The organism is Ramlibacter sp. WS9 (assembly GCF_003797765.1).
Taxonomy (GTDB): domain Bacteria; phylum Pseudomonadota; class Gammaproteobacteria; order Burkholderiales; family Burkholderiaceae_C; genus Ramlibacter.
The window spans coordinates 496,319-522,777 of the sequence record NZ_RKMB01000002.1 but is presented as its reverse complement, the minus strand read 5'-3'; the positions used below and the strand labels follow the sequence as shown (position 1 = coordinate 522,777).

At 64.9% G+C, this 26,459-nt stretch carries 26 protein-coding genes; 6 read left to right on the top strand and 20 right to left on the bottom strand.

Translation table 11 applies throughout. The annotated features are described in order from the left end of the window. Window positions 1-60: 60 nt before the first annotated feature. The 11 genes from rffA to moaC all read right to left on the bottom strand — a co-directional run bounded on the left by rffA (window position 61) and on the right by moaC (window position 8,772). On the bottom strand, window positions 61-1,212 hold the full coding sequence (rffA, locus tag EEB15_RS05485) for a dTDP-4-amino-4,6-dideoxygalactose transaminase (protein WP_141508504.1): 1,152 nt from the start codon (window positions 1,210-1,212) through the stop codon (window positions 61-63). Window position 1,213: 1 nt separating this feature from the next. Further along, window positions 1,214-2,119 (bottom strand): trans-aconitate 2-methyltransferase, encoded by a 906-nt coding sequence (locus EEB15_RS05480; RefSeq protein WP_141508503.1) that lies wholly within the window; start codon window positions 2,117-2,119, stop codon window positions 1,214-1,216. After that, window positions 2,116-2,583: a GtrA family protein gene (locus EEB15_RS05475; protein ID WP_199236456.1), complete on the bottom strand. Its 468-nt coding sequence runs from the start codon at window positions 2,581-2,583 to the stop codon at window positions 2,116-2,118. The genes EEB15_RS05480 and EEB15_RS05475 overlap by 4 nt, the downstream gene beginning before the upstream one ends. Then, entirely contained in the window at window positions 2,540-3,265 is a 726-nt protein-coding gene (locus tag EEB15_RS05470; RefSeq protein ID WP_199236455.1) for a hypothetical protein, read from the bottom strand. The genes EEB15_RS05475 and EEB15_RS05470 overlap by 44 nt, the downstream gene beginning before the upstream one ends. Before the next feature lie 197 nt (window positions 3,266-3,462). Continuing rightward, window positions 3,463-4,128 carry an acetyltransferase gene (locus tag EEB15_RS05465; protein WP_141508501.1) on the bottom strand — a complete coding sequence of 222 codons (666 nt, stop codon included), beginning with the start codon at window positions 4,126-4,128 and terminating at the stop codon, window positions 3,463-3,465. After that, window positions 4,125-4,763, bottom strand: a complete 639-nt coding sequence (locus tag EEB15_RS05460) for a trans-aconitate 2-methyltransferase (protein WP_141508500.1) — start codon at window positions 4,761-4,763, stop codon at window positions 4,125-4,127. The genes EEB15_RS05465 and EEB15_RS05460 overlap by 4 nt, the downstream gene beginning before the upstream one ends. Continuing rightward, a complete protein-coding gene (locus tag EEB15_RS05455) occupies window positions 4,756-5,547 on the bottom strand; it encodes a bifunctional 2-polyprenyl-6-hydroxyphenol methylase/3-demethylubiquinol 3-O-methyltransferase UbiG (RefSeq protein WP_141508499.1) in 792 nt (263 codons plus the stop codon). The genes EEB15_RS05460 and EEB15_RS05455 overlap by 8 nt, the downstream gene beginning before the upstream one ends. Window positions 5,548-5,597: 50 nt before the next feature. Continuing rightward, window positions 5,598-6,419 carry a phytanoyl-CoA dioxygenase family protein gene (locus tag EEB15_RS05450; protein ID WP_233259359.1) on the bottom strand — a complete coding sequence of 274 codons (822 nt, stop codon included), beginning with the start codon at window positions 6,417-6,419 and terminating at the stop codon, window positions 5,598-5,600. Beyond that, entirely contained in the window at window positions 6,416-7,360 is a 945-nt protein-coding gene (locus EEB15_RS05445; protein ID WP_141508498.1) for a glycosyltransferase family 2 protein, read from the bottom strand. The genes EEB15_RS05450 and EEB15_RS05445 overlap by 4 nt, the downstream gene beginning before the upstream one ends. Then, window positions 7,357-8,055, bottom strand: a complete 699-nt coding sequence (locus tag EEB15_RS05440) for a WbqC family protein (protein ID WP_141508497.1) — start codon at window positions 8,053-8,055, stop codon at window positions 7,357-7,359. Before EEB15_RS05440 ends, EEB15_RS05445 begins: the two co-directional genes overlap by 4 nt. 228 nt (window positions 8,056-8,283) lie before the next feature. Further along, window positions 8,284-8,772 carry a cyclic pyranopterin monophosphate synthase MoaC gene (gene moaC, locus EEB15_RS05435; RefSeq protein ID WP_141508496.1) on the bottom strand — a complete coding sequence of 163 codons (489 nt, stop codon included), beginning with the start codon at window positions 8,770-8,772 and terminating at the stop codon, window positions 8,284-8,286. Between the two features lie 105 nt (window positions 8,773-8,877). Between moaC and EEB15_RS05430 the strand changes: the two genes are divergently transcribed. After that, window positions 8,878-10,371, top strand: a complete 1,494-nt coding sequence (locus EEB15_RS05430) for a M48 family metalloprotease (RefSeq protein WP_233259369.1) — start codon at window positions 8,878-8,880, stop codon at window positions 10,369-10,371. On the opposite strand, the gene EEB15_RS05425 is transcribed toward EEB15_RS05430, so the two are convergent. Continuing rightward, window positions 10,339-10,692 carry a phage holin family protein gene (locus tag EEB15_RS05425; RefSeq protein ID WP_141508495.1) on the bottom strand — a complete coding sequence of 118 codons (354 nt, stop codon included), beginning with the start codon at window positions 10,690-10,692 and terminating at the stop codon, window positions 10,339-10,341. The two genes, EEB15_RS05430 and EEB15_RS05425, sit on opposite strands and share 33 nt — an antisense overlap. A 53-nt stretch (window positions 10,693-10,745) precedes the next feature. Next, a complete protein-coding gene (locus EEB15_RS05420) occupies window positions 10,746-11,417 on the bottom strand; it encodes a TerC family protein (RefSeq protein WP_141508494.1) in 672 nt (223 codons plus the stop codon). Window positions 11,418-11,728: 311 nt separating this feature from the next. Here EEB15_RS05420 and EEB15_RS05415 point away from each other — a divergent pair, with 311 nt between their 5' ends. Beyond that, window positions 11,729-12,160, top strand: a complete 432-nt coding sequence (locus EEB15_RS05415; RefSeq protein ID WP_141508493.1) for a DUF3717 domain-containing protein — start codon at window positions 11,729-11,731, stop codon at window positions 12,158-12,160. A 9-nt stretch (window positions 12,161-12,169) separates the two neighbouring features. Next, a complete protein-coding gene (locus EEB15_RS05410) occupies window positions 12,170-12,472 on the top strand; it encodes a DUF2007 domain-containing protein (protein ID WP_141508492.1) in 303 nt (100 codons plus the stop codon). A gap of 5 nt (window positions 12,473-12,477) precedes the next feature. Here EEB15_RS05410 and EEB15_RS05405 read toward each other — a convergent pair whose 3' ends face one another. Together EEB15_RS05405 and purB are read right to left on the bottom strand one after the other, a co-directional pair. Next, the gene (locus tag EEB15_RS05405) at window positions 12,478-13,038 is read right to left on the bottom strand and encodes a YaeQ family protein (protein ID WP_141508491.1); all 561 of its coding nucleotides are present in this window, start codon (window positions 13,036-13,038) and stop codon (window positions 12,478-12,480) included. Window position 13,039: 1 nt separating this feature from the next. After that, window positions 13,040-14,419 (bottom strand): adenylosuccinate lyase, encoded by a 1,380-nt coding sequence (gene purB, locus EEB15_RS05400; RefSeq protein ID WP_141508490.1) that lies wholly within the window; start codon window positions 14,417-14,419, stop codon window positions 13,040-13,042. Between the two features lie 245 nt (window positions 14,420-14,664). Between purB and EEB15_RS05395 the strand changes: the two genes are divergently transcribed. Beyond that, window positions 14,665-15,279 carry a glutathione S-transferase N-terminal domain-containing protein gene (locus tag EEB15_RS05395; RefSeq protein ID WP_141508489.1) on the top strand — a complete coding sequence of 205 codons (615 nt, stop codon included), beginning with the start codon at window positions 14,665-14,667 and terminating at the stop codon, window positions 15,277-15,279. A 393-nt stretch (window positions 15,280-15,672) separates the two neighbouring features. On the opposite strand, the gene EEB15_RS05390 is transcribed toward EEB15_RS05395, so the two are convergent. Beyond that, a complete protein-coding gene (locus tag EEB15_RS05390) occupies window positions 15,673-16,233 on the bottom strand; it encodes a glutathione peroxidase (protein WP_141508488.1) in 561 nt (186 codons plus the stop codon). Window positions 16,234-16,318: 85 nt separating this feature from the next. Here EEB15_RS05390 and EEB15_RS05385 point away from each other — a divergent pair, with 85 nt between their 5' ends. After that, window positions 16,319-17,188 carry a ferritin-like domain-containing protein gene (locus tag EEB15_RS05385; protein ID WP_141508487.1) on the top strand — a complete coding sequence of 290 codons (870 nt, stop codon included), beginning with the start codon at window positions 16,319-16,321 and terminating at the stop codon, window positions 17,186-17,188. Window positions 17,189-17,254: 66 nt separating this feature from the next. After that, the gene (gene rfaE2 / locus EEB15_RS05380) at window positions 17,255-17,740 is read left to right on the top strand and encodes a D-glycero-beta-D-manno-heptose 1-phosphate adenylyltransferase (protein WP_141508486.1); all 486 of its coding nucleotides are present in this window, start codon (window positions 17,255-17,257) and stop codon (window positions 17,738-17,740) included. 1 nt (window position 17,741) lies between these two features. Here rfaE2 and EEB15_RS05375 read toward each other — a convergent pair whose 3' ends face one another. From EEB15_RS05375 to glnE, 4 genes are all read right to left on the bottom strand, one after another. After that, window positions 17,742-20,864, bottom strand: coding sequence for an efflux RND transporter permease subunit (locus EEB15_RS05375; RefSeq protein ID WP_141508633.1), 3,123 nt, complete (start codon window positions 20,862-20,864; stop codon window positions 17,742-17,744). A 17-nt stretch (window positions 20,865-20,881) separates the two neighbouring features. Continuing rightward, window positions 20,882-22,057: an efflux RND transporter periplasmic adaptor subunit gene (locus EEB15_RS05370; RefSeq protein WP_141508485.1), complete on the bottom strand. Its 1,176-nt coding sequence runs from the start codon at window positions 22,055-22,057 to the stop codon at window positions 20,882-20,884. Window positions 22,058-22,079: 22 nt separating this feature from the next. Next, window positions 22,080-23,501 carry an efflux transporter outer membrane subunit gene (locus EEB15_RS05365; protein WP_141508484.1) on the bottom strand — a complete coding sequence of 474 codons (1,422 nt, stop codon included), beginning with the start codon at window positions 23,499-23,501 and terminating at the stop codon, window positions 22,080-22,082. Window positions 23,502-23,661: 160 nt separating this feature from the next. Then, window positions 23,662-26,448 (bottom strand): bifunctional [glutamate--ammonia ligase]-adenylyl-L-tyrosine phosphorylase/[glutamate--ammonia-ligase] adenylyltransferase, encoded by a 2,787-nt coding sequence (glnE, locus tag EEB15_RS05360; RefSeq protein WP_141508483.1) that lies wholly within the window; start codon window positions 26,446-26,448, stop codon window positions 23,662-23,664. Between the last annotated feature and the right edge of the window lie 11 nt (window positions 26,449-26,459).

Sequence of the window (26,459 nt, the reverse complement as noted above, 5' to 3'; positions counted from 1 at the left end):
CAAGTGGATTGCCGAGTCGCCCAGCGGCTGGATCAAGAACGGGGAAGAGGAACCAATGTCTTAGTTGATGCGATTGCCGACGGCCTCGCTGAGTATCTTAATGACGAATTCCTGCTGCGTTTCCGTCAATCCGCTCCAAAGCGGTAGCCGTATGAGCCTTTCCGAGACAGCCTCGGTCACTTCAAGGCTTCCGTGCGCGCGACCATATCGCAGCCCCGCAGGGGATGAGTGAAGCGGAACATAGTGGAAAACTGCCGCAATACTTGCCGACTTAAATCGATCCAACACGTGTTGGCGGTCGATCTGAGGTGACAGCACCAGATAGTACATGTGCGCGTTGTGGACGCAGCCTTCAGGCACCGCGGGCCTGCGCACGGCGCCGCTCTCCTGCAGGCCCTTCAGGCGCTCGTGGTATCGGTCCCATGCAGCCAAACGCGCCTGCGTTATTCGATCCGCCTGCTCCAACTGTGCCCAGAGGAATGCAGCGATCAGTTCGCCCGGCAGAAACGATGACCCAACTTCTTGCCAAGTGTACTTGTCGGTTTCGCCCCGGAAGAAACGGCTGCGGTCTGTCCCCTTCTCGCGGATGATTTCCGCGCGGAGGTTGAGTGCTGGATCATTTACAAGCAAAGCGCCACCTTCGCCCGAGATGACATTCTTTGTTTCATGGAAGCTGTATGCGCCAAATTGCCCGATGCTGCCGAGTGCGCGTCCTTTGTAGGTGGACATGACGCCCTGCGCAGCGTCCTCGACCACTGCCAATCCGTATTTTCGGGCGATCGCCATGATCGTGTCCATCTCGCAGGCCACGCCCGCGTAGTGCACAACCGCGATGGCACGAGTGCGCGGAGTGATTGCAGCTTCTATCAGCGCTTCATCAAGATTCAGCGTGTCGGTACGGATATCCACAAACACTGGTACGCCGCCCCTCAGCACGAAAGCGTTTGCCGTCGACACAAAGGTGTATGAGGGCATGATGATTTCATCGCCGGGACGTATGTCCATCAACAGAGCGATCATTTCCAGGGCCGCTGTGCACGAGTGCGTGAGAAGTGCCTTGGAGCAACCGGTATGCTGTTCGATCCACCGATGGCACCGGGCAGTGAAAGGGCCGTCGCCCGCCAAGCGGCCGTTGAGGTGGGCCTCGGCGATGTATTGAAGCTCGTTCCCCGTCATGTGCGGCCAGTTGAATGGGATGCGTGAGTTTTTCATGTCAAGTCCGATCAATGACCCGCGCGGGCTGGTGCGCCGGCTTCCTTGCCACCAAGAGCCTGGAGCCCCCCACGGGCAGGTCGATGCCCGCCCTGATCATGCCCCGCTCGCACGCGAGTGCACTCTCAAGCGCGGTGTTCAGCCAGGGCCGGATCTTGAATTCGGCCTGGGGGTCATAGCGCCCGGCCGCACGCTGGCGGTGTGCGAGGCGGGACACCATCATGGCCGGCAGCAGCGCGCTGACGAAGGACGTGCTGCGCACGATTTCGAATCCTGCTGCGCGGACCTTCTGATGCAGTTCCGCGGCGCGGTACCGCCGGACATGACACGCGTATTCGTCTGCGGCACTCCACAGCCAGGGGTGCTGTGGCACCGTCACCAGGATGCTGCCACCCGGTTTGAGCGCGGCATGCATCGCGGCCAGAACGCGCTTGTCCTCTTCGATGTGCTCGATGACATCGAATGCCCCGATGACGTCGAATTCACTCACGAAAGGAATATCGCGCGCGTCCATTTGCACGAATGTGGCGGAGGGCAGGCGCGTGGCGGCAAAAGCGAGGCCTGCGACGAAAATCTCGCTCCCGAGCAACCGCGCTTGCGGGAATGCCTTGGCGACTCCCGAAAGCACGTAGGCAGTCCCGCAGCCGATTTCCAGCAAAGACCGGAAGTCGGTGCAGTATTTGCCGATGGCCCACTGGATGAGGGCGTTCCTCCCCCGGAACCAGAAGTTGGCATCCTCCAGCTGCGCCAGCTCTGAGAAGTACCCCGCCTTGAAGCCACCCCCATGATGCGCCTGCTCGGGAGAGTAGGCGGTGAACCCGTCGAGTTCCGAGGGCGCATGGCCGCACGCTGGACAACGGCTGGCGCTGCTTTCGAAGCTTGCATGGCAACGCAGGCACAGTTTCACGAATGGTCTCTCGACTTCGACGCAGCGTCGCCGAACACGAGGTGCCTGAAGGTGACGAAAAGGAACCCAGCAACCGCGACGATGCCGATCGCCTGGGCCAACTGGTGCGGGATGGACAGGCGGTCGACGAAGACGTACAGGATGGCAAGGTTGATCAGGTATCCCATGCAGTGGGCCAGAACATATCGCATGCCGGCTTTGGTGACGCTGCCGCCGTGCTTGAAGGTGAGCTGGCGGTTACCCCAAAAACCAATGCACGCGCCCGCGAGATAAAGCAATGACATGGCCACCTTCGGCTCGGCGCCCTGATGCGTCGCAACCAGGTAGACCAGGTAGCCTGCCGCATTACTGAGCACGCCGACAAAGCCATAGCGCAGCAGTTGGGTACCCAGCGCGTGCCGCTTTGCCGCCGGAGGCGCCTCATTCATGCGAAGCCACGGCCAAGCCAAATCCCGTCCTGCCATACCCGTTGCCGTTATAGAGCATGTAGCGCTCGCCGCCATGCTCGAATACAAACGGGTACTCGATCATCTCGGAGTCCCAACCTTCTTCGGCCACGGCAATGCCGGCTTGGGCAAGATCCAGCGTCCAGGCGCCACCATCGGGACTGCTCGCATACCCGATACGATACGCCGGCCCGGACCCGCTCCGATAGGAAAACCACATGTGGTGGCGGCCCGTCGCGTCCACCAAGACTGTCGGTCGCGAGAACGCCTGCGCCGTGCCGATGCCATAGGGAATCGCCACGTCTTCCTTGCGCCAGTGTTTGCCGTCGAAGGAGGAGGCCCGCTTGATGACGTGAACCATCTCGCCGTTGCCGCCATCCCAGGCAAGGGTCGACCCGTACCACATCGCGTAGCCATGCCCGCCGTCCTCGCGCACGACCCATGGATACGAGAGGCTCGCTGTGTCGTCGTGGTCGAGCGGCAAGAACGGCACTTCGCCGTCCAGCGAGAGTCCCAGGTCATTGTCCACTCGCAACCGGCCGATCTCACCGTACCAGTGGGCGCCGGCCGGATTGCGCCAGCCCATGAAAAGCATGAAGCGCCCCTCGGGCGTCTCGTAGCAGTTGCCGATACTCACGCCATCGGCGAAAAAGCTGCCCTCGGCGCCATGTACGAATACGGGCTCGGGATGGTCGTGCAACACCCGGCGCCGTACGACATCGATGTCAACGGCGCCGACGGAAGACCGATTCGCGCTGTCGCGGGCACAGTAGAAGACACGGTAGACGTCTCCCTCCAGATGGACAGGCAGTGGATTTGCGGCGTGCGTCAGAAGCTTCGCGTGGCGCCCGCTATCGTTGGGACAGAAGAGCCGTCCCAGTTTTCTCCACGAGACCGTCATATGCCGCGCAGCCGCCCGCTCGGCACTTTCGAACGCTCCGTGGCCGGACCGATGTAGACCCCATCTGGCGCTGCATCGGCGAGCAGCAGCGCACCGGCACCGACGACGCACCGGTCGCCGATCCGGATGTGGTCGCGCAGCGTCGCGTTGACGCCGATAAAGCACTGCTTGCCGATCGTCACCCCGCCAGACACCACCACGTGGGATGCGAGAAAACTGTGGTCGCCGATCGTCGAGTGGTGGCCAATGTGGTTGCCGCTCCACAGCGTGACGTTATCTCCAATCCGTACGAACGGCTGGATGGTGTTGTCCTCGAGGACAAAGCAATTGTCTCCAATGGCACCATCGTTCTGGACACTGGCGGCGCTGCTCACGTAGCTCGGCAGGCGATAGCCTTTCGCTTTGCACGCGAGAAATTTGTCTCGTCGGACTGCATTCAGTTTGGAATAGCTCAGGCCGACGAACATGTCGAACTCGCCAGGCGGGAAGTGGTTGACAACCTCGTCGAACGCGACGACCGGTAAATCGCAGAACACGGGCTTGTCCATGTATTCGGCGTCGACGGTGAAAGCGGCGACCTTATAGTCGGAGTCGAGGTTGAAATACCGGTGCGCCAGTTGGGCAATGTCGCCCGTTCCAAAAACCACAAGCCGCTTCTTCATGGTACTTTCCTGACCAGGATCGTGAACTCGTAAAGGCCGTAGTCGTGCAGCAGCGCCACGTTCCTTGCGTATCGTCGCTTGCACAAGTCGAACAGCTCACAAGGGTCTGCGTAGTAGAGGCCCGGGCGCATGCGATGCGTGTCGGAGTACTTGGTCAGGCAGTTGAACGAGAATCCCAGCCGGCTCGTCCTGTCGAGTTCGTCGAGCGTCCGGTAGACGTAGTCAGACCATTCGTCGTCAGCGTGGCCAAGCCTGACGTTGAAGATGCCGCTGGCGATGCCGTAGTCGCTCACCACGTCAGGAGCACTCGCCTGCAGCAATCTTGCAGTGCGGCTTTCCCTCAATCGCTCGCGCGCCGCAGCGATCATGCTTTCGGACAAGTCGACTCCAAGGTAGCTGAAGTTGTACTGCTGAAGCAGCAGGTAGTCGTACAGCGCGCCATAGCCGCACCCGAGGTCGGCGACGGAGAAAGGGCGTGTGCCGTCGACTAGCCTGCAAACTTCGCGAAATCGCTGTGCCTGTCCTTCCTCCCCATTCCAGTCGACACCGCGGGCGGTCTGCCCATGCTCCGACAGTTTGAGCGAGTAGTAAGCAGCCACGTCCGACAGGAGCGCCTCGTTTTTAAACTCATCCATGAACGAGCTCCGGCGCGGGACTTGCCTCGAAGTAGATGACCAGGGCACTCTCGGACTTCGAGAACGCCTTTTGCAAGGCGTTGAACGGCGCCATTGCCATGCGGTTCAGAAACAAACCAAGGATGGGAGGAAACCGCGTTTTAAACTTGACGTCACGCGCACCGGATTGTTTCGTACGCTCCAGCAGCGACATCGACAGCTTCGAACCCTCGTGCTTGCGGACAATGGCGTTTGACAGCGGCAACAGAAGATTGGAGAGTGGGTAGGTCAAGCCAGCGACGTGCATGAGGCGCCAGCGGTTCGTGTTTGCCAGCGCCTCGATGCTGGCTTGCGTGTACCGCCGGCAATGCCCGGCGATGTCATCCTCGATGCCCCAGTGTGCCGGAGAGCCGGGAACCAGGCCGATCATTTTTCCGGAAGGGTTCAGAACCTCTCGGGCGCGGCGCATGAACTCGAACTGTGCCGTTTCGTCGAGGTGCTCCATGACCATGCACGAGATCACGAGGTCCACTTGCGGCGACACCACGGTGCTCCGGGAGAGAAAGTCCCCGTGGAAAGCGGCGAAGCGCCCCTGCGCAATCTGAGCTGCGAAGCGGTGTTCGAGCTTCGCCACGGTCGTCGCTTCGAGGTCGCAGGATTGGCCACACCACCCGCGATTGAGCAGCATCTGCGTGATTTCGCCGCTGCCCGGTCCCACCTCGATGAACCGGCCGGGCGGAGTCCGTCCAAGCCGCTCTTCGAGGTACATCATTTGAAGCAGCGTTCCCGGGGGAAGTACGTTCATGGACGAAATCCTCGATGCGGGGCGGAGCGCAGGAGTTCAACCATCTTGCATCAGCTTGTACGGCTTGCGAGATAGTGCGTCACCGATGCCGGCTCCTGGAAGGCGAAGCCCAGGATTTCTCTCGCCTGGGGAGTCAGTCCCGATTCGTCCAGATTCCCGGGGATGCGTATTTGCTGCTTGAAATACGGAATGCTGAAAACATGATTGACGGCCCGCCGTTCGCGGCCGCTTCCGTTGTGGCCGCCCGAGTGGAACGCCATGCAGTCCATCAGCAGGAACTGCCCCGCTTTCGCCTGGACTTGCAGCGCGTTGCGCTCCACAAACGACGGGGATGGAAACGCCGCCGACTTGTGCGATGCAGGCAAGACAAAGGTTGCACCATTCTCTACCGTGAAATCATCGATGCAGAAGAGTGCGTTGACCGCCAGAGGCGTGGACGAGACGAAGTGCTGGTAGGGCAGGTCGCGATGCCATGCACCCTGGTTGTATCGTTGGTTCGGCGGATTGATGATGCCGTTCTGCTGATTCAGCAAGAACTTGCCAGGAATCAGCGCCCCCACGGCTGCCAGCAGTTCGCGACGCAGCGCCAAGTCGAGGAAAGCGCGGTCATGCGCCATCAGCAAGCGGATGTTGTTGTGCTCATCGATCGATTCGAGGGCCGCCTGCCCGTGCTGCCGCACATAGCGCAGGCGAGCTCCGTCGAAGCATCGCGACAGGCGTCCGAGGTCTTCGGCCGAACATCCGGACTCCAGTACCGCGTAGCCGAGCGACCGCACCTGTTCTATCGCCTCGTTCAGACTCGATCCGGCGGTTGTCCGCTCGAGTACGCCATACGAAGCTGACGGGACCGCTCCCCGCGGAGAATCGTTCATAAGGCGTCCCCAGCACTCGCTCCCCCGCGGTACACCCGTCGAACGACGGTGTAGGGCCTTTGCTTCACCTCGGAGAAGATCTTTGCGATGTAGATTCCCTGAACACCCATGAAGAAGATAATGAGGCCGGAAAACAGCCAGATGGACGCGACGATCGACGTGTAGCCGTCGGGTGGGGCCGAGGCAGAAAAGTACCGCCCGACGAGGAAAAATATGAACAGCATGGCTGACAGCGAGATCAACAGTCCGGCGTAGAACGTCATTGCGAGCGGCACGCTGCTGAAGGATGTGACTGCGTTAACAAGGTGGCTGATCTTGCGCGATAGCGAATAGGTGGTTGGACTGACAGACAGCTTTTGGACTGGCAGTTGCGTTTGCTTGAAGCCCGTGATGATCCAGAGCCCGCCAATATTCACCTCTCGTTCGCGATGCAACAGAAGCGCGTCGACATAACGGCGGCTCATCAGGCGGGCGGTCACGATGTTGTCGGGTTGCGCGATCCCTGTCAGCAGCCGGAACACTTTGTAGAACATGCGCCCGCTCAAACGCTCGAAGGCCCGTCCCTTGCGTGGCCCCTGTACACCGAACACGACATCGGCGCAGTCACGGTCCATGTTCTGCGCAAACAGTGAGAGCCACTCGGGCTGCTCCTCCAGATCGCTGTCGACAAGGAAGACTTTGTCCCCCCTGGCGGCCGCCAGGCCCGTCATCATCGCTTTGTGATGGCCGAAGTTGCGGGAAAGATCGACGACGACGAGATGCGGGTCGGCTGCCGCCATCTGCACTGCGACGTCGAGGCTTCTATCGGGTGAGCCATCGTTCACGAGGACGATCTCGTAGTCGTCGCCCGCGAACTGTCCGGCCGCGGCACCTGCGCGCGCGCAGAACTCGGCAACCCAGTTCTCTGACTGGTAAAGCGTGGCGACGATGGAGAGCTTCATGGCCTGACGTGCCTCATGAAGTCCGGGGCATTTTTCCCGCAATTAAAGAGGAGATCCAGCACCGTCACCTCATGGACGAACGCGCCCCACAGCTGGGAATACTCGCGATACCCGGAATAGTCGAACCAGCGCACGCCGATGCCCCGCTCCTCAAAAACGGCCGGATCGAGATAGTCCTTTGCACCGGGCCCGGAAATATATTCATCTGCACCTGCCTGTGCGCAAATATCGGCAAGCCGCTCGGATTTGCCTTCTGACAGCAAATAGTCGGCCGAGCTGCTGATGACGGTCCGAATCCCGAGGAATGCGCATATTGCCTCTAGCAGGCAGCGATTCAGCACCGAGAGGTGCGTCCGCGCGGCAGACGAACGATAGAGCGGCTCCAGCCACCGGGCGACAGTCTCGAAATGAGCGGCGCGGCGGTAGTTCTGTTCCAGCCCTCTCCAGTGCGTCACGGCCCAACCGGTTCCGTCAATCTCGGTCTCATTGATCTTCTGGTTGTATTTGCCCTTGGCTAGCACGGGTACGCTGAGCCACTGGACGCCTTGGGGCGTCTTGATCCGGTTGCGGTTGCGCCAGTCCCTGCGTGTGTACTGCATGTCATCGAACAGTACGAACTCATCTACCATCGCAATCAAGTCGAAGTACCCTTTCCAGGGAATGTAGTTGGACTGGACGATGGCGATCTTCTTCATCGATGATCCGGGGTCAGCGTCGCTGGGGTTCTGCTGAACAATGATAGCGCACGCTCACGGGGCAGATAATCCGCTGGCCTCGCGGACAGCGGTCTTCGGAATGCCTTAGAAGGTAGTGGTCTCTGGCTTCCTCGACCAGAGCTCGAACCGGCTACCTCCGGATAAACATAAAACGCCTTCATTGGGCCAGGCGTTGGACAAGACTAAGTTTTCTGGTCAAAAAGGTCTTTAACCGGCGACGTAGTGCCCGGATTTGCCGCCCTGCTTCTCCAGCACCCGCACCCCCGTAATCGTCATCCCACGATCCACCGCTTTGCACATGTCGTAGATCGTAAGCAGGGCCACCTGCACAGCCGTGAGCGCTTCCATCTCCACCCCCGTCGGGCCCACCGTTTCGACGGTGGCCGTGCAGGCGATCGCGCCGTGCCCGCCCGCAGCCGGGCGCTCCACCAGGAATTCCACCGCAACCCGCGTCAGCGCGAGCGGATGGCACAGGGGGATCAGGTCGCTGGTCTTCTTGGCCGCCTGGATGCCCGCAATGCGCGCGATGCCCAGCACATCGCCCTTCTTGGCCGTGCCTGATTCGATGATCGCCAGGGTGGCGGGCAGCATTTCGATGCGGCCGCCGGCGACGGCCACGCGGCGGGTTGCCGGCTTGCCGCCCACGTCGACCATGTGGGCCTGGCCTTGTGCATCGAAATGTGTCAGCGAGCTCATGATGTCCTTGTAACCGGCGCGGGCAAAACCATTTACGCTGTGTTCATCTTCTTCTAGCATCATACGCACATGATCCTCTGGAAACACCGGCTGCGGGCGGGCGGCATGCGCTTGCGCGCCGCCCCGTTGGGCGCGGCGCTGATGGCGGCTTGCCTGCTGATGCCGGCCCGCGCCCAGCTCCCCACCCTGGGCGACCCAAGCGACATGGCCGTGAGTGCCGAGCGCAAGCTGGGTGAGCGTGTCGCCCGCGAGCTGTACCGCGATCCGGACTACATCAACGATCCGGTGCTCGACGAATACGTGCTCGAGATCTGGACCCGCCTGCTGGCGGCCGCGCGCACCCGCGGCGAGCTCACCTCCGAACTGGACGATCGCTTCGCCTGGCAGGTGTTGCTGGGGAAAGATCGCGTGATCAACGCCTTCGCCGTGCCCGGAGGCTGGATGGGCCTGCAGCTCGGTCTGGTCAACGTGACCGTGACGCGCGACGAACTGGCGGCGGTGCTGGCGCATGAACTCAGCCACGTGACGCAGCGCCACATCTCGCGTTTGATGACGCAGCAGAGCCGGCAGGCACCGATGATGCTGGCGGCCATCATCCTGGGCGCGCTCGCGGCGGGCAAGAGCCCTGACGCGGCCAATGCAGTGATCGCGGGCGGCCAGGCGCTCGCGATGCAGAACCAGCTGAACTTCTCGCGCGACATGGAGCGAGAGGCCGACCGCGTCGGCTACGGCGTGATGACGCAGGCCGGCTTCGACGCCCAGGGCATGGTCAGCATGTTCGAAAAGCTGCAGCAGTCCGCGCGCCTGAACGACAACGGCAGCTTTCCCTATCTGCGCACCCACCCGATGAACACCGAGCGCATCGCCGAGGCGCAGTCGCGCCAGCAGCTTCAGGCTCGCGCGCCGGCAGCGCCGGCGCCGGACCTGGTGCACTCAATGATGGTCGGCCGATCGCGCGTGTTGTCGAACCCGGGCATGGACGGCCTGCGCGCGTATGCGGCCGAAGCCGACGGGCCGCAGGCGGCGGCCAGCGACCGCTGGCGGCAGGTGGGCATCCTCTACGCCGCCGCGCTGGCCAGCACCAAGCTGCGCGAGCCGGCGGCGGCATCCCGTCTCGTGGCGCGTTTGCAGGCAGCCACGGCGGGCGACGCGCGCGCATCGCGCACCGCGAAACTGCTCGCGGCCGAGTTGGCGCTTGCCGCCGGCGACGCCACACGCGCGGCCGGCATGATCGACCCGGCCGACAACCATCGCCCCGAAGTGATGCTGCTGTCGCAGGCCCGCATCCAGAGCGGGCGCGCTGCCGATGCCGCCCCACGGCTGCAGACCTGGGTGGCGCTGCACCCGCGCGACGCTCAAGCCTGGCAGCTGCTAGGCGCCGCCTACACGGCGCAGGGCCAGACATTGCGGGCCATCCGCGCCGAAGCCGAGGTGCAGGTGGCCCACCTGGACTACCAGGCGGCAATGGACCGCTTCAAGGCAGCGCAGGATGTGGCGCGCAAGTCGGGCGGCGGTGGCGACCACATCGAGGCTTCGATCATCGACACCCGCGCGCGGGCGGTGGCATCACTTCTTCGAGAACAGGCTCTCGAGCGCTGACTCGATCACCACGCCGATCAGCGAATAGATCAGCGAGCCGATCAGCGCGGCAACAAAATCGCGCACGTGGAAGCCGTCCAGCAGTCCCGCGGCGGCCCAGAACATCAGCGCGTTGATGATGAACAGGAACAGGCCGAGCGTGACCACCGTGACTGGCAGGGTCAGCACCACCAGGACGGGCCGCACGATGGTGTTGAGCAGCCCGAGGACGAGCGCGGCGATGAGGGCCGCGGTGAACGTTTTGACCTCGACGCCGCTGTAGATGTAGGCGACAAGCAGCAGCGCCGCGGCGCTGAGCATCCATTTGGCAAGAAGCTTCATGGCCGGCAGCATACACCGCGCCATGCGGGTCGCATGGCGCGTGGCGGGCTGCGTCAGGCGGCCGGTTGGCGGCGGGCGGCGTACCAGCCGGCGAGCAGCACGCCCGCGACAGCGGCGGCGTACGTGCCCCAGCGCGCCGCGTCGTGACTGAAGACCCCGCGCAGCAGCGGTTCGTCGACGATCATCTTGGCGGCCGTGAACGCCAGCACCGCGGCGCCGGCCTGGATGATGATGGGGAAGCGCTCCACCAGCTTGAGCACCACGGTGCTGCCGAAAACGACGATCGGGACGCTGACGAGCAGCCCGATCACCACCAGGTCCATCTGGCCATGGGCCGCACCGGCGACGCCGAGCACGTTGTCGATGCCCATCAGCGCGTCGGCCACGACGATGGTCTTCATCGCGCCCCAGAAAGTGCCGACGACCGGGCCGTCGTGCTCGCCGCCGCCGTCGTCGGCCAGCAGCTTGTAGGCGATCCACACCAGGCCCAATCCGCCGATGAGCATCAGGCCCGGAATCTTCAGCAGCCAGACGACCGCAACGGTCATGACCGAGCGGACCAGGATGGCGCCGACCGTTCCCCAGGCGATGGCCTTTTTCTGGAGATGGGGCGGCAGGTTGCGCGCCGCCAGGGCGATCACGATGGCATTGTCGCCGGCCAGAACCAGGTCGATGAGGATGATGGCCAGCAAGGCTGTCCACCAGGCGGTCGATAGAAATTCCATGAAAAACGCTCCGAGTTGCTGTTCGATGAACAACCCCATACGGGAACGGTGCGAGTACGTGCTTTGGCGGGAACCAAGATCGCTTCGACCGAACCCCGTTCAGGGTTTCAATCGAAGGTCTGGCTCGGCATGGCGTGGCGCCAGTGCCCGACAAGCCGGAAGTGCACGCACTTCGTAATGACGACTTGCCGATACCCGGCGCGTTGAAGCGCCGGACGGGAGCTACTCCCCTTCGTGCCCGTATTAAAGCACAGGACGCCCAAACTGGGCACACTGAGGCGCTATCATCCGCCTCCCCTTGCGCTCGTTACATGGCCGGAATCCACATCACCGACATCGAAGCCGCCATCAACTTCTGGCGCGAAAAGAAGCCGTCGCCCGACGGCGTCACGCTCGCGCCCGAGTTGCGGGCGCTGGCGGAGGTGTATGCGCTGCTGATCTTCTATCACGAGGACGAGGCCGATGAGAAAGGCTTTCCGCCGGCCGCCTACGCTGCGTGGAAGGCTTGGTACGACACGACGCCGGATACGCCCTGCATCGCCATCTGCTCGACCAGCCAAGGCGACGCCGACTGCAAGGGCTGCGGGCGCACCTTCGAAGAGGTGCAGCACTGGCCCGCGATGACGCCGGCCGAGAAGCGCCAGACCTGGCGGCGCATCACCCTCGAAGGTGATGCTTGGCGCTTCAACAAGTACTCTGAAAGGGCAGCCGAAGGCCCTGGTGAGCCGCCAGCGTCCGCCTGAGTCCACGCAATGCGGAAGTTGACCCAGGCCCCCAACATCGCCATTGCCGCGCTCTGGGCCGATGCGCTGCGCCAGGCGGGGATCGAAGCTTCCGTGCAGCGCTACTACCTCGGTGCCGCTGCCGGCGAGCTGCCGCCCGACCAGTGCCTGCCCGAGGTCTGGCTCACGCACGATGAGCAGGAAGTGGAGGCACGCGAGTTCCTGCACGGGCTGCAGCACGCGACTCAGCGGCGATGGCTGTGTGCGTGCGGCGAGACGGTGGAAGGCGGGTTCGAGCAATGCTGGAACTGCGGCCTGCCCATGCCGGCCTGAAGACGCTATTTCCAGCGCAGCGGCTCGATGTCGACCGTGTTCTTGCCGTCACCCAGCATCAACGTGCCTTCCTGCACCGTGGCCTGCAGTTGCATGCTGCGCTCGGCCAGGGCCGCCAACGCCTGTGAAGCGACCGTGGGGACGCGGTAGACGCTGAGGCTGTGCAGGCGGGTGAGCTTGGTCTCGATGCCGCGCCACCACACTTCCGCGGAGTGGGCGAAGCAATACAGGCTGACTGCATCGGCTTTGCTGCAAGCCTTTGCAATGGGCTTGTCTTCCGGCTGCCCGACCTCGATCCACAGCCGCGTGCGCCCGGTGAAGTCGCGCAACGACACGTCGGGGTCGTCCGGGTTGGACAGGCCGGCGCCGAAGGTGAGCGTCGCGTCTCCGTTGCATTCGGTCTGCACGCGATACGCGTTCAATGCCAGCGCGACGAGGCGGATCATCATCCGCTCGTCCGTCTCGCTCGGGTGACGCGCCAGCGTGAGCTGGTGATCCGCGTAGTACGCGTGATCGATGTCGGCGATCGAGAGGTTCGCCTTGAAGATGGTTGATTTGAGGGCCAAGCTAGCTTCGTTTCGCGAGTTCGGCAGCCTTGCCGGTGTAGGTGCCCGGGGTGAGCGCCAGCAGCCGCTCTTTCTCCGCTTCGGGGATTTCGAGTGAGCGGATCAGGCGGTGCAGGTCTTCCGGTCGCACGCTCTTGCCGCGTGTGACTTCCTTCAGCTTCTCGTACGCGCCCTGCACGCCGAAGCGCCGCATCACCGTCTGGATCGGTTCGGCCAAAACTTCCCATGCCCCGTCCAGGTCGCCCGCCAGCGCTTCTTCGTTGATCTCCAGCTTGCCCAGGCCGATGCCCATCGAGTGGTAGGCCAGCGCGGCGTAGCCCAGCGCCACGCCCATGTTGCGCAGCACCGTCGAATCAGTCAGGTCGCGCTGCCAGCGCGAGATCGGCAGCTTTTCCGACAGGTGGCGCAGCAGCGCATTGGCCAAGCCGAGGTTGCCTTCGGCGTTCTCGAAATCGATCGGGTTGACCTTGTGAGGCATGGTCGACGAGCCGATCTCGCCTTCACGCAGCCGCTGTTTGAAGTAGCCGAGGCTGACGTAGCCCCACACATCGCGCGACCAATCGATGAGGATGGTGTTGGCGCGAGCCACCGCATCGAACAGTTCGGCCATGTAGTCGTGCGGCTCGATCTGGATGCTGTACGGCTGGAACGTGAGGCCCAGGCCCAGCGGCTCCGGCGCCTCGATGAGCTTTCGGCTGAACGCTTCCCAATCGAAGTCGGGCCAGGCCGAGAGATGCGCGTTGTAGTTGCCCACCGCGCCGTTCATCTTGGCCAGCAGCTTGACGCCGGCGATCTTCTCGCGCGCGGCTTGCAGGCGCACCACCACGTTGGCCACTTCCTTGCCGACCGTCGTTGGGCTCGCGGTCTGGCCGTGGGTGCGGCTCAGCATCGGCACCTCGGCATACGCGTGCGCCATCTCGCGCAGCTTGGCGATGACGGCGTCGAGCGCGGGCAGGATCACCTGGTCGCGCCCGCCCTTCAGTTGCAGCGCGTGGCTCGTGTTGTTGATGTCTTCGCTGGTGCAGGCGAAGTGCACGAACTCGCTGGCGGCCTTGAGCTCCGGCCGTGCCTCGAACTTCGACTTGATCCAGTACTCCACGGCCTTGACATCGTGGTTGGTCGTCTTTTCGATCTCCTTGATCGCAAGGGCGTCCGCCTCGGAAAAGTTCTTCACCAGCCCAAGCAGATACGTGCGCGCACCCGGCGACAGCGGCTTGAATTCCGAGAACCCGGCATCGGAGAGTGCGATGAACCAGCAGACCTCGACCTGCACGCGCTTGTGCATGTAGCCCTGCTCGCTCATCAGCGGGCGCAACGGCGCGAGGCGGCCGGCGTATCGGCCGTCCAGCGGAGACAGGGCGGAAATGTGGGATAGCGTCATGGGGGAAACCGTGGGAGGCTGCAAAACGTGGGAGGCGGGTGTGGGCAGGCGGGTCCCCGCGATTGTAGGGGGCGGCCCCGCACGGGACTGGTGCACGGCCCCTGTCGTGCGCGTGCCACAAAATCCGGGAGCGCTCCGGCTAAAACCCGAGGGTTACACGGGCGCACGGGAACGAGACAAGCCACGTCGGGTCCTCTCGCTAAAATGAATCATCGCGATAACTCGAATACCAAAGAGAGCTTTTCATGAAACTGATCGGAGCCACCGCCAGCCCTTACGTGCGCAAGGTGCGTGTCGTAATGGCTGAAAAGAAGCTGGACTACGATTTCGTGATGGAAGATGTGTGGGCCGCTGACAGCACCATCGGCCAGTCCAACCCGCTGGGCAAGGTGCCTTGCCTGGTGATGGAAGGCGGCGAGGCGCTGTTCGATTCGCGCGTGATCGTCGAGTACCTCGATACGTTGTCGCCGGTCGGCAAACTGATCCCGGCGATGGGCCGCGAGCGCGCGGAGGTGAAGACCTGGGAAGCACTGGCGGACGGCGTCGTCGACGCCGCGATCCTCGCGCGGCTCGAAGCCAACTGGGCGGGGCGTACCAAGGCGCAGCGCAGCCAGGCCTGGATCGACCGGCAGCTGGCCAAGGTGCATGCGAGCGTCAAGGCCATGAGCCAAGGCTTGGGCGAAAAGCCCTTCTGCGCCGGCATCTACCTGAGCCTGGCTGACATCGCTGTCGGATGCGCGCTCGGCTACCTGGACTTCCGCTTCCCCGAAATCGATTGGCGCGGCACCTACCCCAACCTCAGCAAGCTCCACGAGAAACTGATGCAGCGCCAGAGCTTCATCGACAGCAAACCGACCTGACGGCTGACGCCACCCCCCCCCGCAGGGGCACCGGCCAGCACGCAGCAACGCGCAGTGCGGCCCCCTATTAAAAAACCCGGCTCAGCCGGGTTTTTTCATCTGATCAGAGCACATGAAAAACGCGTAGCGTTTTTCATGTGAATAAATTGTGCTGCGAAGCGCCCCGAAACGAAGGAGGGAGGGAGGGAGGAGGAGAAGAGTCGCTCCAGGATTACAGCCGGGCTAAATGCTCCCGGAAGTCTTCGCAGCACGAAAAACAATTCTTATGACGAGCACTGCTCGTGTGCTGAGTAGAGTGGGGACGGATTGCCCGGGTTCCAGTCCCCGACCGCGCCGAGAGGTAAATTTTTGTGAACCGGCTCGGCAGTCGATCGGCCTAGCGCGGCCCGCTGTTCACTTCGCGGCCAATTGTTTTTCGATCTCGCCGACCAGGACCGCGTCATCGGGCACGGTGCGGGTGCCGTAGCTGGCCACAGGCTTTCCGTCGCGGCCCACCAGGTATTTGTGGAAATTCCAGAGGGGCTGGTTCCCCGTGGCCTGGGCAAGCTGCCTGAACAGCGGGTTGGCGTCCGCGCCGCGCACGTGCGAGGCGCCGAACATCGGGAATTTCACGCCGTAGGTGTTCTCGCAGAAGTCCGCGATCTCCCTGTTGCTTCCCTTTTCCTGAGCAAAGTCGTTGGACGGGAAGCCGAGCACCACCAGTCCCCGGTCCTTGTACTTCGCGTACAGGGCTTCCAGGCCCTTGTACTGGGGGGTGAAGCCGCAGAAGCTCGCCGTGTTGACCACCAGCAGTACCTTGCCCTTGTATTGGCAAAGTGTCTGGGGCTTCTCGTCTTGCAAGCGCGGAAATTGATGGTTCAGCGTGGCGGGGCAGCTGGCATCGGCCGCACGCGCCGGCGCCGCGAACGTCAACGCCGCCGCAGCGGCGGCTAAAAAGAAGCGGAAAGTGTTCAAGAAGAGCCACCTTTCGGACGGTAGTGTCCAATTGTCAAGCTGTTTTCACGTGGCCGCTTAAAATGTGGGCATTCCGAAAGCAATCATGCTCTACCCCGAACTGTTCAAACAACTCGAATCCGTCCGCTGGGACATGGACAAGGACATTCCCTGGGACACGTTCGACGCCAGCAAGCTCTCCGACGAGCAGGCCCAGACCATCAAGATGAACGCAATCACCGAGTGGTCGGCCCTGCCCGCCACCGAGATGTTCCTGCGGGATAACAAGGACGACAGCGACTTTTCAGCCTTCATGTCGATCTGGTTCTTCGAAGAGCAGAAGCACTCGCTGGTGCTGATGGAATATCTCAAGCGGTTCCGCCCGGAGCTGGCACCGACCGAGAAGGAACTGCACGAGGTGCGTTTCGAATTCGAGCCGGCCCCAGCGCTCGAGACGCTCATGCTGCATTTCTGCGGCGAGATCCGCCTGAACCACTGGTACCGCCGCGCGAGCGAGTGGCACACCGAGCCGGTCATCAAGCACATCTACACCACGCTGTCGCAGGACGAAGCCCGCCACGGCGGCGCCTACTTGCGCTACATGAAGCGGGCCATCAACAACTTCGGCAACGAGGCCAAGGCTGCTTTCTCCAAGGTCGGTGTCCTGATGGCCAGCGCCCGCCGCACGGCGCAGGCGCTGCACCCCACCAACCTGCACGTCAACAAGGCGCTGTTCCCGCGCGACACGATCCAGAGCCGCTTGCCCAACCCGGAATGGCTGGAGCACTGGCTGGACACGCAGATCAACTTCGACGCGGTCTGGGAGAGCAAAGTCGTCGAGCGCATCCTGCACAACATGAGCCTGCTGATGGACCGCAGCTTCAAGAGCGTGCAGGAGCTCAATCGCTACCGCAAGGAAGTAGCCGCGCTGCTGATCGCCAGCAACGGCGTCGGTCCCACGCCGAGCACTGCCTGATCGCAAGCATGTCATTGCGGGCCGATCCCGGAGGGATCCTTCGTATCCCCCGCAATCCATAGCGGCGTGCCATCCTCTTCATTCATCGACAAGATCGTCGCCCGCACCGACGCCGCGTCGCGCGTGGCCGCGCTGCCGCAGCCCGTGGTCTTCACCAACGGCGTCTTCGACGTACTACACCGCGGCCACGTCACCTACCTCGCGCAGGCGCGCGAGCTCGGTGCCAGCCTTGTGGTGGCGCTCAACTCCGATAGCTCGGCCAAGCGCCTGGGCAAAGGCCCGGACCGTCCTCTCAACAACGAGCGCGACCGCGCGCTGGTCATGGCCGCGCTGGAGTCCGTGAGCCTCGTCACCTGGTTCGATGAAGACACGCCGCTGCAGCTCATCATGCAGCTCAAGCCGGCCATCCTGGTCAAGGGCGGCGACTACGACATGAGCAAGCTGGCCGAAACCGCCGTGGTGGAAGGCTATGGCGGCAAAGCATTGGCCATCCCTTTCGTGGACGGCTACTCGACCACGGCGCTCGTGCGCCGTATCCGCGAGAAAAGCTGACTCACGCAGGTTTCGCTGGCACCTCGGTGTCCGGCGGCACATGGGGCTTGCGCCGCAGCTTGCCCGCCAACCGCTTGATGAAATGCTCCAGGTCGTCCAGGTAGGTGAAGACGACCGGCACCACCAGCAGGCTCAGCACCGTGGAGGTGATCAGCCCGCCGATCACCGCGATCGACATCGGTGAGCGGAAACTCGGGTCGGCGATGCCGAAGCCGATGGCGATCGGCAGCATGCCCGCGCCCATCGCGATGGTGGTCATGATGATCGGACGCGCGCGCTTGTGGCAGGCGTCGAGCAAGGCGTCGAAGCGCGACAGGCCGTGGTCGCGTCGCGCGACGATCGCGTATTCCACCAGCAGGATCGAGTTTTTCGTCGCAATGCCCATCAGCATGATCAGGCCGATCAGCGACGGCATGGAAAAGCTCTTCTGCGCGATCAGCAGGCCGACGAATGCACCGCCCAATGCCAGCGGCAAGGCGCACAGGATGGTGACCGGGTGCAGGAAGTCCTTGAACAACAGCACCAGCACGATGTAGATGCACAGCACGCCGGTGAGCATGGCCAGCCCGAAGCTCGCGAACAATTCGCCCATCACTTCGGCGTCGCCGACCTCGATCACCTTCACGCCGGCCGGCAGGTTCTTCACCGACGGCAGCTCCTGGACCGCGGCGGCCACGTCGCCCAGCGGCAGCCCGGACAGCTCGATCTCGAAGTTGACGTTGCGCGAGCGGTCGTAACGGTCGATCACGGCCGGCCCGCCGACCATCTCCAGTGTCGCGACCTGGCCCAGCATCACGGGGCCGCGCGCGCCGGGCACGGCCAGGCGTTCCAGCAGGCTCAGGTCCTTGCGGGCGCTCTCCTCGAGCTTGACCACGATGGGAACTTGCCGCTGCGACAGGTTGAGCTTGGGCAGCGCGATGTCGTAATCGCCCGCCGTGGCGATACGCAGTGTTTCGCCGATCGCGCTGCTGGTCACGCCGAGGTCGGCGGCTTTGGCGAAGTCCGGCCGCACCGCGATCTCCGGCCGGATCAGGCTGGCGGTGGACGCGACGCTGCCCAGGCCGGGGATCGTGCGCAGGTCCTTCTCCACCGCCAGCGCGGCCGCGCCCAGGGCCAGCGGGTCTTCGCCCGTCAGCACCAGGATGTACTTCTCGCCCGAGCCGCCCAGCCCCACCTTGCTGCGCACACCGGGCAGTGGCTCGAGGGCCGCGCGGATCTTGTTCTCGATGCCTTGCTTGCGCGGCCGGTCGCCGCGGTCGGTCAGCAGGACCGTGAGCGACGCCTTGCGTGCTTCGGCCGCGCCGCCCGGGGCGAACGGATCGACGCCGACGCTGCCGCCGCCGATGGTGGTGTAGACGCTCTTCACGTGCTCCACCTTGGAGATCATCAGGCGCGCCTGTTCCGCACTGGCCTTGGTCTGCTCCAGGGTCGAGCCCGGTGCCAGCTCCAGGAATACCTGGGTCTGCGAGTTGTCATCCGGCGGGATGAAACCGGTGGGCAGCAGCGGGATCAACGCCACCGAGCCGAAGAAGAACAGCGCCGACAGGATGAACGTGGCGAGACGGTGGCGCATGCTCCAGTTCACGCACTTCATGTAGATCTGCATCCAGCGCGCATCCTTGGCCTCGCCGGTCGCGATCGGCTTGAGCATGTAGGCCGCCATCATCGGCGTCAGCACCCGGGCCACGACCAGCGAGGCGAACACGGCGAGTGAAGCGGTCCAGCCGAACTGCTTGAAGAACTTGCCGGCGACACCGCTCATGAAAGCCGTCGGCAGGAACACCGCGATCAGCGTGAAGGTGGTCGCGATCACCGCCAGGCCGATCTCGTCGGCCGCCTCCATCGCGGCCTGATACGGCGTCTTGCCCATGCGCAGGTGGCGCACGATGTTTTCCACTTCCACGATGGCGTCGTCGACGAGGATGCCCACCACCAGCGACAGTGCCAGCAGCGTCACCACGTTGACCGTGAAGCCGAGCAGGTGCATGCCGATGAAGGCGGGGATCACCGACATCGGCAGGGCGATGGCCGACACGAAGGTGGCGCGCCAGTCGCGCAGGAACAGCCACACGACCAGCACCGCGAGCGCGGCGCCTTCGAGCAGCAGGTGCAGCGAGCCCTGGTATTCTTCTTCCACGGGCGTGACGAAGTCGAAGGCCTGGACGAGTTCCAGGTCCGGATGCTGTTGCTTCAGCTCCGCGAGCGCCTTGTGCACGGCGGCGCCCACGGTCACTTCGCTCTCGCCTCGGCTGCGCGCCACTTCGAAGCCGACCACCGGCTTGCCATTGAGCAGGGCCGCGGAGCGCGGCTCGGCGGTGGTGTCGGAGATGGTCGCCACGTCCTTGAGCCTGATGCTGCGGCCGGGGCCGCTGCCCGAGCCGGCCAGCGACAGCTCCAGCTCGCCGATCTCGCGCGCGGTCTGGACGGTGGCCAAGGTGCGCACCGTCTGCTCGCTGCCGCCCACGTCGGTGCGGCCACCGGCACTTTCGGTTTGCACCTGGCGCAGCTGGCGCGAGATTTCCGCCGCCGTGCCGCCCAAGGCCTGCAGGCGTGCCGGGTCCAGGGCCACACGGATCTCGCGCGTGACGCCTCCGACGCGATTGACAGCGCCCACGCCGCGCACGGCGAGCAATTTGCGCGAGATGTCGTTGTCGACGAACCAGGACAGCGCCTCGTCGTCCATCCGCTTGGAGTAGACGGTGAAAGCCAGCACCGGCTGGCTGGCCAGGTCCATCTTGGTCACCACCGGGTCACGCACATCGCCCGGCAGGTCGCCGCGAACACGCGATACGGCGGAGCGAACGTCGTCCACCGCTTCCTGCACCGGCTTCTCCAGCCGGAACTCGGCGGTGATGGTCACGACGCCGTCCTGCACCTTCGTGTAGATGTGCTTCAGGCCTTGCAGCGTTGCGATCGCATTTTCGATCTTGCGTGCAACGTCGGTTTCCATCTGCGCCGGCGCCGCGCCGGGCAGCGAGGCGGTGACACTCACCGTCGGCAGGTCGATGTCGGGAAAGTTCTGCACCTTCATCGCGTTGAAGGACAGGATGCCGCCGAAGGTCAGCAGCACGAACAGCATCACGGCCGGAATCGGGTTCTTGATCGACCAGGAGGAGACGTTCATCATGGGTGACGCTCCGTTCAGCGCGACGCGGCGGAAGCGGGGGCGCTGGCGGCACGGCCCGCACCCAGCGCTTGCGTGCCGACCACGCGAACCATGTCGCCGTCGTTGAGGAAGCCCGCGCCGGCCGCCACCACCCGTGCATCGGGGGCCAAGCCGCCCACGACTTCCAGCTGGTCGCCCGCCAGGCGCCCGGTCTGGACCTTCACCTGGCTGACCCGGTTGTCCGTGTTCAGCCGGTACACATAGCTGAAGCCGTCGCGCACCACCACCGCAGCTTGCGGCACGGTGAGCGCGGGGGTCGAGCCCAGGTCGAACTCGCCGCGCGCGAACATGCCGGCGCGCGCGCTGGCGGGCATGCCGGGCAGCGGCGTGACGTCGACGTAGACCAGGGCTGCGCGGGTTTGCGGATCGACCGTGGGGCCGATGGTGCGCACCCGGCCCGACAGGCGCGCGCCACTCGCCGCCGTTACCAGCGCCGTGGTGCCGGTCGTGATGCGGCCCAGCTCTTGCGACGTGACTTCGGCGCGCCATTCGAGCCGGCCCTGGCGGATCAGCCGGAACAGCTCGGTGCCGTTGCCCACCACCGCTCCGACGGTGGCGTTGCGCGCGGAGATGATGCCCGCGTCCGGTGCCCGCACGTCGCCCTGGTTCACGCGAACCTGCTGCGCCTGCAGCATGGCCCGCGCCGCGCCGACTTTCGCCTGCGCCGTTTTCTCGGCGGTGAGGTACTGGTTGATCTGCGAAGCGCTCAGGGCGCCGGTGGTCTCCAGGCTGCGCGCGCGCTGTGCGTTGGCGGCGGCATCCGCAGCTGCGGCTTCGGCCTCGACGAGATTGGCGCGGAACTGCGCCAGTTCGGCCTGCGGCGTGCCTTCAGCGAAGCGTGCCAGCACCTGGCCCTTGGCCACTCGGTCGCCGACATTCACGTTGACCTCCGCGATGCGCAGGCCCGGCGCTTCGGCGCCGACGATGGCTTCCTGCCAGGCGACGATGTTGCCGTTCGCGGACAGCTTCACCGGCAGGGTGACGCGCTGCGGCTGCACGGCGGTGACGGTGAGCGCCGGCTTGACGGTCGGCGCGTCCTTCTTGTCTTCGGCGTGGCTCTTGCCGGACACGGAAAGCAGGACGCCACCGGCAACGAGCACGGCAAGGGCGATGGCCGCCAGGGCCTGGGGCTTCAATTCGATCTTGTTCATAGGGCTTGTCGTTCTTGTGGGATCAGGAGCGGGGCACGGCAGGCGCGACGGCCGCTGCGGAGTCTGGGCGAGCCCAGCCGCCGCCGGCGGCGCGGTACAGGGCGATCCAGGCCGCGACACGCTCGCGCTGCAGTGCGACCCAGGCGGTCTCGGCGGCCAGCGCCGTGCGGCGCGAGTCTTCCAGCTCCACCAGGCTCGCCAGGCCGCTGCGGTAACGGGCCTCTGTGGCCGCAAACGATGCGCGATAGCCTTCCGTGGCATTGCGCGCGTCCTCGGTGCGCGAGCGCGCGCTTTCCAGGTTGACCAGCGCCTCCTCCACTTCGCGCACGGCCTGCCGCACGCGCGCTGCGTACAGCAGCGCGGCTTCTTCGTAGCGTGCCTGCGCGGCATCCACGTTGGCAGCCCGGCGCCCGCCGTCGAACAGGGGCAAGCTCAGGGCCAGCGGGCCGATCGACCAGGTCTGCAGGTCGGTGGTCACGCCGCCGGTGCGCACACTGCCCGCCGCGATCGAGCCCGACAGGGAGAGCCGCGGGAAGCGTTGGGCGCGGGCGTTGCCGACTTCGGCGCTGGCGGCCACGACTTCGCGTTCGGCCTGGTACACGTCGGGCCGCTGCGCGAGCACCTGTGCCGGCACCGACGCGACGGCCAGTGCACCCGCGCGCGACGGCTCCGTCCAGGCACCGGCCAGCTTTTGCCGCAGCACCGGCTCGGCCATCGCGGTGAGCGCCACCAGCGACTTCACTTCGATGTCGCACAGCGCACGCTGTTGCGTCGTGCGAGCCGATGCCTCGGAAGCGCTGGCTCGCGCAAGGGCGGCCGTGGCCGGCGCGGTGAAACCGGCGCGCGCGCTCAGGTCGGCCAGCCTCGCGGTTTCGGCGCGCGACTTGGCGTCGTTGCCCGCCACCACCAGTTGCTGCTCGCAAGTGCGCAACGCGACATAGCTGTTCGCGGTTTCGGCGGCCACGGAGACGCGGGCTTCATGCCAGCCGGCCTGCGCGCTGTCCAGCCGGGCCTGCGCGGCGTCGGCCGTTGCGCGGTTGCCGCCGAACAGGTCGATCTCCCACGCGGTCTGCAGGCCACCCTGGACGATGGTCGCCAGCGGCGCGGGCGGCTGGTTGTTGCCGCGCTGGGCGGACGCCGTCGCGTCCAACGTCGGGAGCAATGCCGCGCCCGCAGCCACGCGGGTAGCGCGCGCTTGGCGAATGCGGGAGGCGGCTGAAGCGACTGTGGGATTCGCCGTCTGCGCGGACTCGATCAGCTCGACCAGCAGCGGGTCGTTGAACTGCTGCCACCAGGCCGTGAGGTCGGTCAGCGTGCCGTTGTGGGGCAACGGGGCGTACCACTGCGGCGGGGCCGCCGCTTGCACGGCGTCCGGCGGACGAAGGCTAGAGCAACCAGCCAGGCACAACGCCGCGAGTGCCGCGGCGATCGATCGTTTCTTCATGGTTCCTTCCCTGGGTCGGGGCTCGCATATCGCCTGGCGTCGGCCTTTTTGCGGCCGTGGCTGAGCGTGTGCAACCTATGAGCCTACCATTGCTTGGTACGGCCTGTTCCCATCCGGTTACCGTCTGAAACGCGGCGTACTGACAGTTTTGCTGACAGACTCAGCTGAACACAGCGGCCCAAAGCGCGAGCACCGCTTGGCGTTCTGTTTCCAGCGCCCCGGCCGGGACTTGGGTCGGCTCTTCATTCAAGCGCGCCTTGTGCTGGACGCGCCGCAGTTCGCGATAGGCTTTGGCAGCGTCCTGGCCGACCCCGGCCGGCAGCAGCCCGCAGGCTTCGGCGCGCTGCAAGAGCGCGATGTTCCCGACGTTGGGGACGAGCTCGGGATGCGCCGCAGCCTGGGAGAGGACCAGGAACTGCACCACGAACTCGGCATCGACCATGCCGCCGTCGCTGTGCTTGACGTCGAAAAAGCCGCGACGAATGGGGTGCGCTGAGCGCACCTTCTCACGCATCGAGATGATCTCCGCCCGCAAGGCCACCGCGTCGCGCGGCGCCGTCACGACCGCCTGCCGAACCGCGTCGAAGCGCACACGCAATGGTTCGTCCCCCACCACGCAGCGGGCGCGCGTCATGGCCTGGTGTTCCCAGGTCCATGCCGTGTTGCTGCCTCGGCGCTGCTGGTAATTGTCGTAAGCCTCGAACGTGGTGATGAGGAGGCCCGAGTTGCCGTTGGGCCGCAGCGCGGTGTCGATCTCGAAGAGGTCGCCCTCGGCCGTCTTGGTTCCCAGCCAGTTGATCAGTTTGCGCACGAAAGCGGCATAGGCTTCCGGGGCCGCCTCGTGCTCGTCCTCGTAGACGAACACGATGTCGAGATCGCTGCCGTAGCCCAGCTCCTTGCCGCCCAGCTTGCCGTAACCGATGATCGCGAACTGCGGCGTCTCCCGGTGGCGGTTCTTCAGGCGTTTCCAGCACCAGCGCGCCGTCACGCGCAGCACCGCATCGGCCAATGCGCTCAGGTCGTCGGCGACCTGTTCGACCGTGAGCAGGCCCTCCACATCGCGTGCGAGCGTACGGAACATCTCCGCGTGATGCGCGCGCCGCAACAGGTTCAGCAAGGCTTCGTCGTCGTCCTCGCCGGTGATTTGCAGCGAGCGTCGGCGCTGCTCGAGTTCATTCTCGAAATCGGTCGCGGTGAAGCGCTCGGTGACGAGCTGGTCGCTCGCCAGCTCGTCGATAACGCCGGGGTGCTGCAGCAGGTAGCGTGCCGGCCAGCGGGCCGCGCCCAGCAGGCGCAGCAGCCGCTCATGCACGCCGGGGCGCTCCAACAGCAACGCAAGGTAACTTTCTCGCCGCAGCAGCGGCTCGATCCAGTCGGCCATCCGCAGGGCGGCTTCTTCCGTGACGCGGCCTTGCTCCAGCCACTGGCCGGTGCGCGCGACCAGCCGCGACAGCCGCGCGCGTGCATCCTCGCGCAATGCCTGCACCCGCGGGTGACGCGACCAGGCGCCGATGCGCTCGCGCAGCACCGCCGGCAGTTGTTCGAGCACCGTGTCCAGGTCGGGCGGCGGCATCTTCGAGCCCTTCGGGCCACCGCATCCCTTGCATTCACCGGCACCGCCGAGCAGCGTGTCGAACTCCTGCGCGACCAGTTCGCGGTGGCTGTCCAGCTCGTGCAGGAACGGGCAACAGTCGGCGAAGCCCATGGTCCGGGCGATCCAGCCCAGATCGTCGTCACATCCCATCAGCACGTGGGTCTGCTGGTCGTCCAGGTACTGGATGCGGTGTTCGACCCGCCTCAGGAATTCGTAGGCGCGCGCCAGAGCGTCGGCCGTGGCTTGCGGCATGAGGCCCGCGGCGGCGACGCGCTGCAGCGCCTGCAAGGTGGGGCGGGTGCGCAGCTCGGGATAGTGGCCGCCGCGGACCACCTGCAGCAGCTGCACGGTGAATTCGATCTCGCGGATGCCGCCGCGCGACAGCTTGACGTCGTTGGCGCGCTCTGGTCGCCCGGCGCTGCGCTTGGCCGCATGTTCACGGATCTGCTTGTGCAGCACGCGCAGCGAATCGAACACGCTGTAGTCCAGGTAGCGGCGGAACACGAACGGCAGCACCGCGGAGCGCAGCCCCTGCGCCGACCCGCTTTCGATGCAGGCGCGCGGGGCGACCACCCGGCTCTTGAGCCAGGCGAAGCGCTCCCATTCGCGGCCCTGCACCTGGAAGTATTCCTCCAGCGCGCCGATCGAAACCGCGGACGGGCCGGAGTTGCCATTGGGCCGAAGCGCCAGGTCGACACGGAAAACGAAGCCATGCTCGGTGGTGTCGCCGATGAGCCCGTAGATGGTTTTGACGGCCTTGGCGAAGTACTCGTGGTTGCTGATGCGCCCACGCCCGCCTTCGACGCCGGCGGTCTCGCCGTCGTGGTCGTACACGTAGACCAGGTCGATGTCGGAAGACACGTTGAGTTCGCGCGCACCGAGCTTGCCCATGCCCACCACCCACAGCTGCGAGCGTTCGCCCAGGGGCCCCAGCGGTGGGCCGTACTGGGCGTCGAGACCGCGCTGGGCTTCCTCGCAGGCGATGTCCAGGGCGAATTCGGCGAGCTCGGTCACCGCGGTGGTGATGACCGGCAGCGGCGCCTGCTGGTCGCAGTCCAGCACCATCAGCCGCTCCATCACCAGTTGGCGCACGATGCGCAACGCGGTGGCGGGATCGTCGCCGCGCGCGCGCAGGGCCGCATACGTCCCAGCGATCAGGTCGCGAGTGGGGTGGCCGGTGGCCAGCAGCGGCAATTCGCCAGCGTATCGCCGGCGCAGCCGCTGTGCGAACCGCGAATGGGCCGATAGCGGCACCGCATCGGGCGCCGCCTTGTCGCCGGCATTCGGCGATGCGCCGCATTGCGACGACACGGCGTCGCCGCCTTGCGAACCCAATCGACCGGCGAGGGTCATAATTCTTGAAC

Bases quoted from the DNA above. Each gene is read 5' to 3' on its own strand.
- EEB15_RS05420 (WP_141508494.1), bottom strand. From the start codon at position 11,417: ATGGAATTTCTATCGACCGCCTGGTGGACAGCCTTGCTGGCCATCATC.
- moaC (WP_141508496.1), bottom strand. From the start codon at position 8,772: ATGAGCTCGCTGACACATTTCGATGCACAAGGCCAGGCCCACATGGTC.
- EEB15_RS05455 (WP_141508499.1), bottom strand. From the start codon at position 5,547: ATGAACGTACTTCCCCCGGGAACGCTGCTTCAAATGATGTACCTCGAA.
- EEB15_RS05425 (WP_141508495.1), bottom strand. From the start codon at position 10,692: ATGAAGCTTCTTGCCAAATGGATGCTCAGCGCCGCGGCGCTGCTGCTT.
- EEB15_RS05430 (WP_233259369.1), top strand. From the start codon at position 8,878: ATGCGCTTGCGCGCCGCCCCGTTGGGCGCGGCGCTGATGGCGGCTTGC.
- EEB15_RS05465 (WP_141508501.1), bottom strand. From the start codon at position 4,128: ATGAAGAAGCGGCTTGTGGTTTTTGGAACGGGCGACATTGCCCAACTG.
- EEB15_RS05475 (WP_199236456.1), bottom strand. From the start codon at position 2,583: ATGGCAGGACGGGATTTGGCTTGGCCGTGGCTTCGCATGAATGAGGCG.
- EEB15_RS05395 (WP_141508489.1), top strand. From the start codon at position 14,665: ATGAAACTGATCGGAGCCACCGCCAGCCCTTACGTGCGCAAGGTGCGT.
- EEB15_RS05415 (WP_141508493.1), top strand. From the start codon at position 11,729: ATGGCCGGAATCCACATCACCGACATCGAAGCCGCCATCAACTTCTGG.
- EEB15_RS05445 (WP_141508498.1), bottom strand. From the start codon at position 7,360: ATGAAGCTCTCCATCGTCGCCACGCTTTACCAGTCAGAGAACTGGGTT.
- glnE (WP_141508483.1), bottom strand. From the start codon at position 26,448: ATGACCCTCGCCGGTCGATTGGGTTCGCAAGGCGGCGACGCCGTGTCG.
- EEB15_RS05460 (WP_141508500.1), bottom strand. From the start codon at position 4,763: ATGGATGAGTTTAAAAACGAGGCGCTCCTGTCGGACGTGGCTGCTTAC.
- EEB15_RS05440 (WP_141508497.1), bottom strand. From the start codon at position 8,055: ATGAAGAAGATCGCCATCGTCCAGTCCAACTACATTCCCTGGAAAGGG.
- EEB15_RS05385 (WP_141508487.1), top strand. From the start codon at position 16,319: ATGCTCTACCCCGAACTGTTCAAACAACTCGAATCCGTCCGCTGGGAC.
- purB (WP_141508490.1), bottom strand. From the start codon at position 14,419: ATGACGCTATCCCACATTTCCGCCCTGTCTCCGCTGGACGGCCGATAC.
- rffA (WP_141508504.1), bottom strand. From the start codon at position 1,212: ATGAAAAACTCACGCATCCCATTCAACTGGCCGCACATGACGGGGAAC.
- EEB15_RS05375 (WP_141508633.1), bottom strand. From the start codon at position 20,864: ATGAACGTCTCCTCCTGGTCGATCAAGAACCCGATTCCGGCCGTGATG.
- EEB15_RS05370 (WP_141508485.1), bottom strand. From the start codon at position 22,057: ATGAACAAGATCGAATTGAAGCCCCAGGCCCTGGCGGCCATCGCCCTT.
- EEB15_RS05410 (WP_141508492.1), top strand. From the start codon at position 12,170: ATGCGGAAGTTGACCCAGGCCCCCAACATCGCCATTGCCGCGCTCTGG.
- EEB15_RS05450 (WP_233259359.1), bottom strand. From the start codon at position 6,419: ATGAACGATTCTCCGCGGGGAGCGGTCCCGTCAGCTTCGTATGGCGTA.
- EEB15_RS05365 (WP_141508484.1), bottom strand. From the start codon at position 23,501: ATGAAGAAACGATCGATCGCCGCGGCACTCGCGGCGTTGTGCCTGGCT.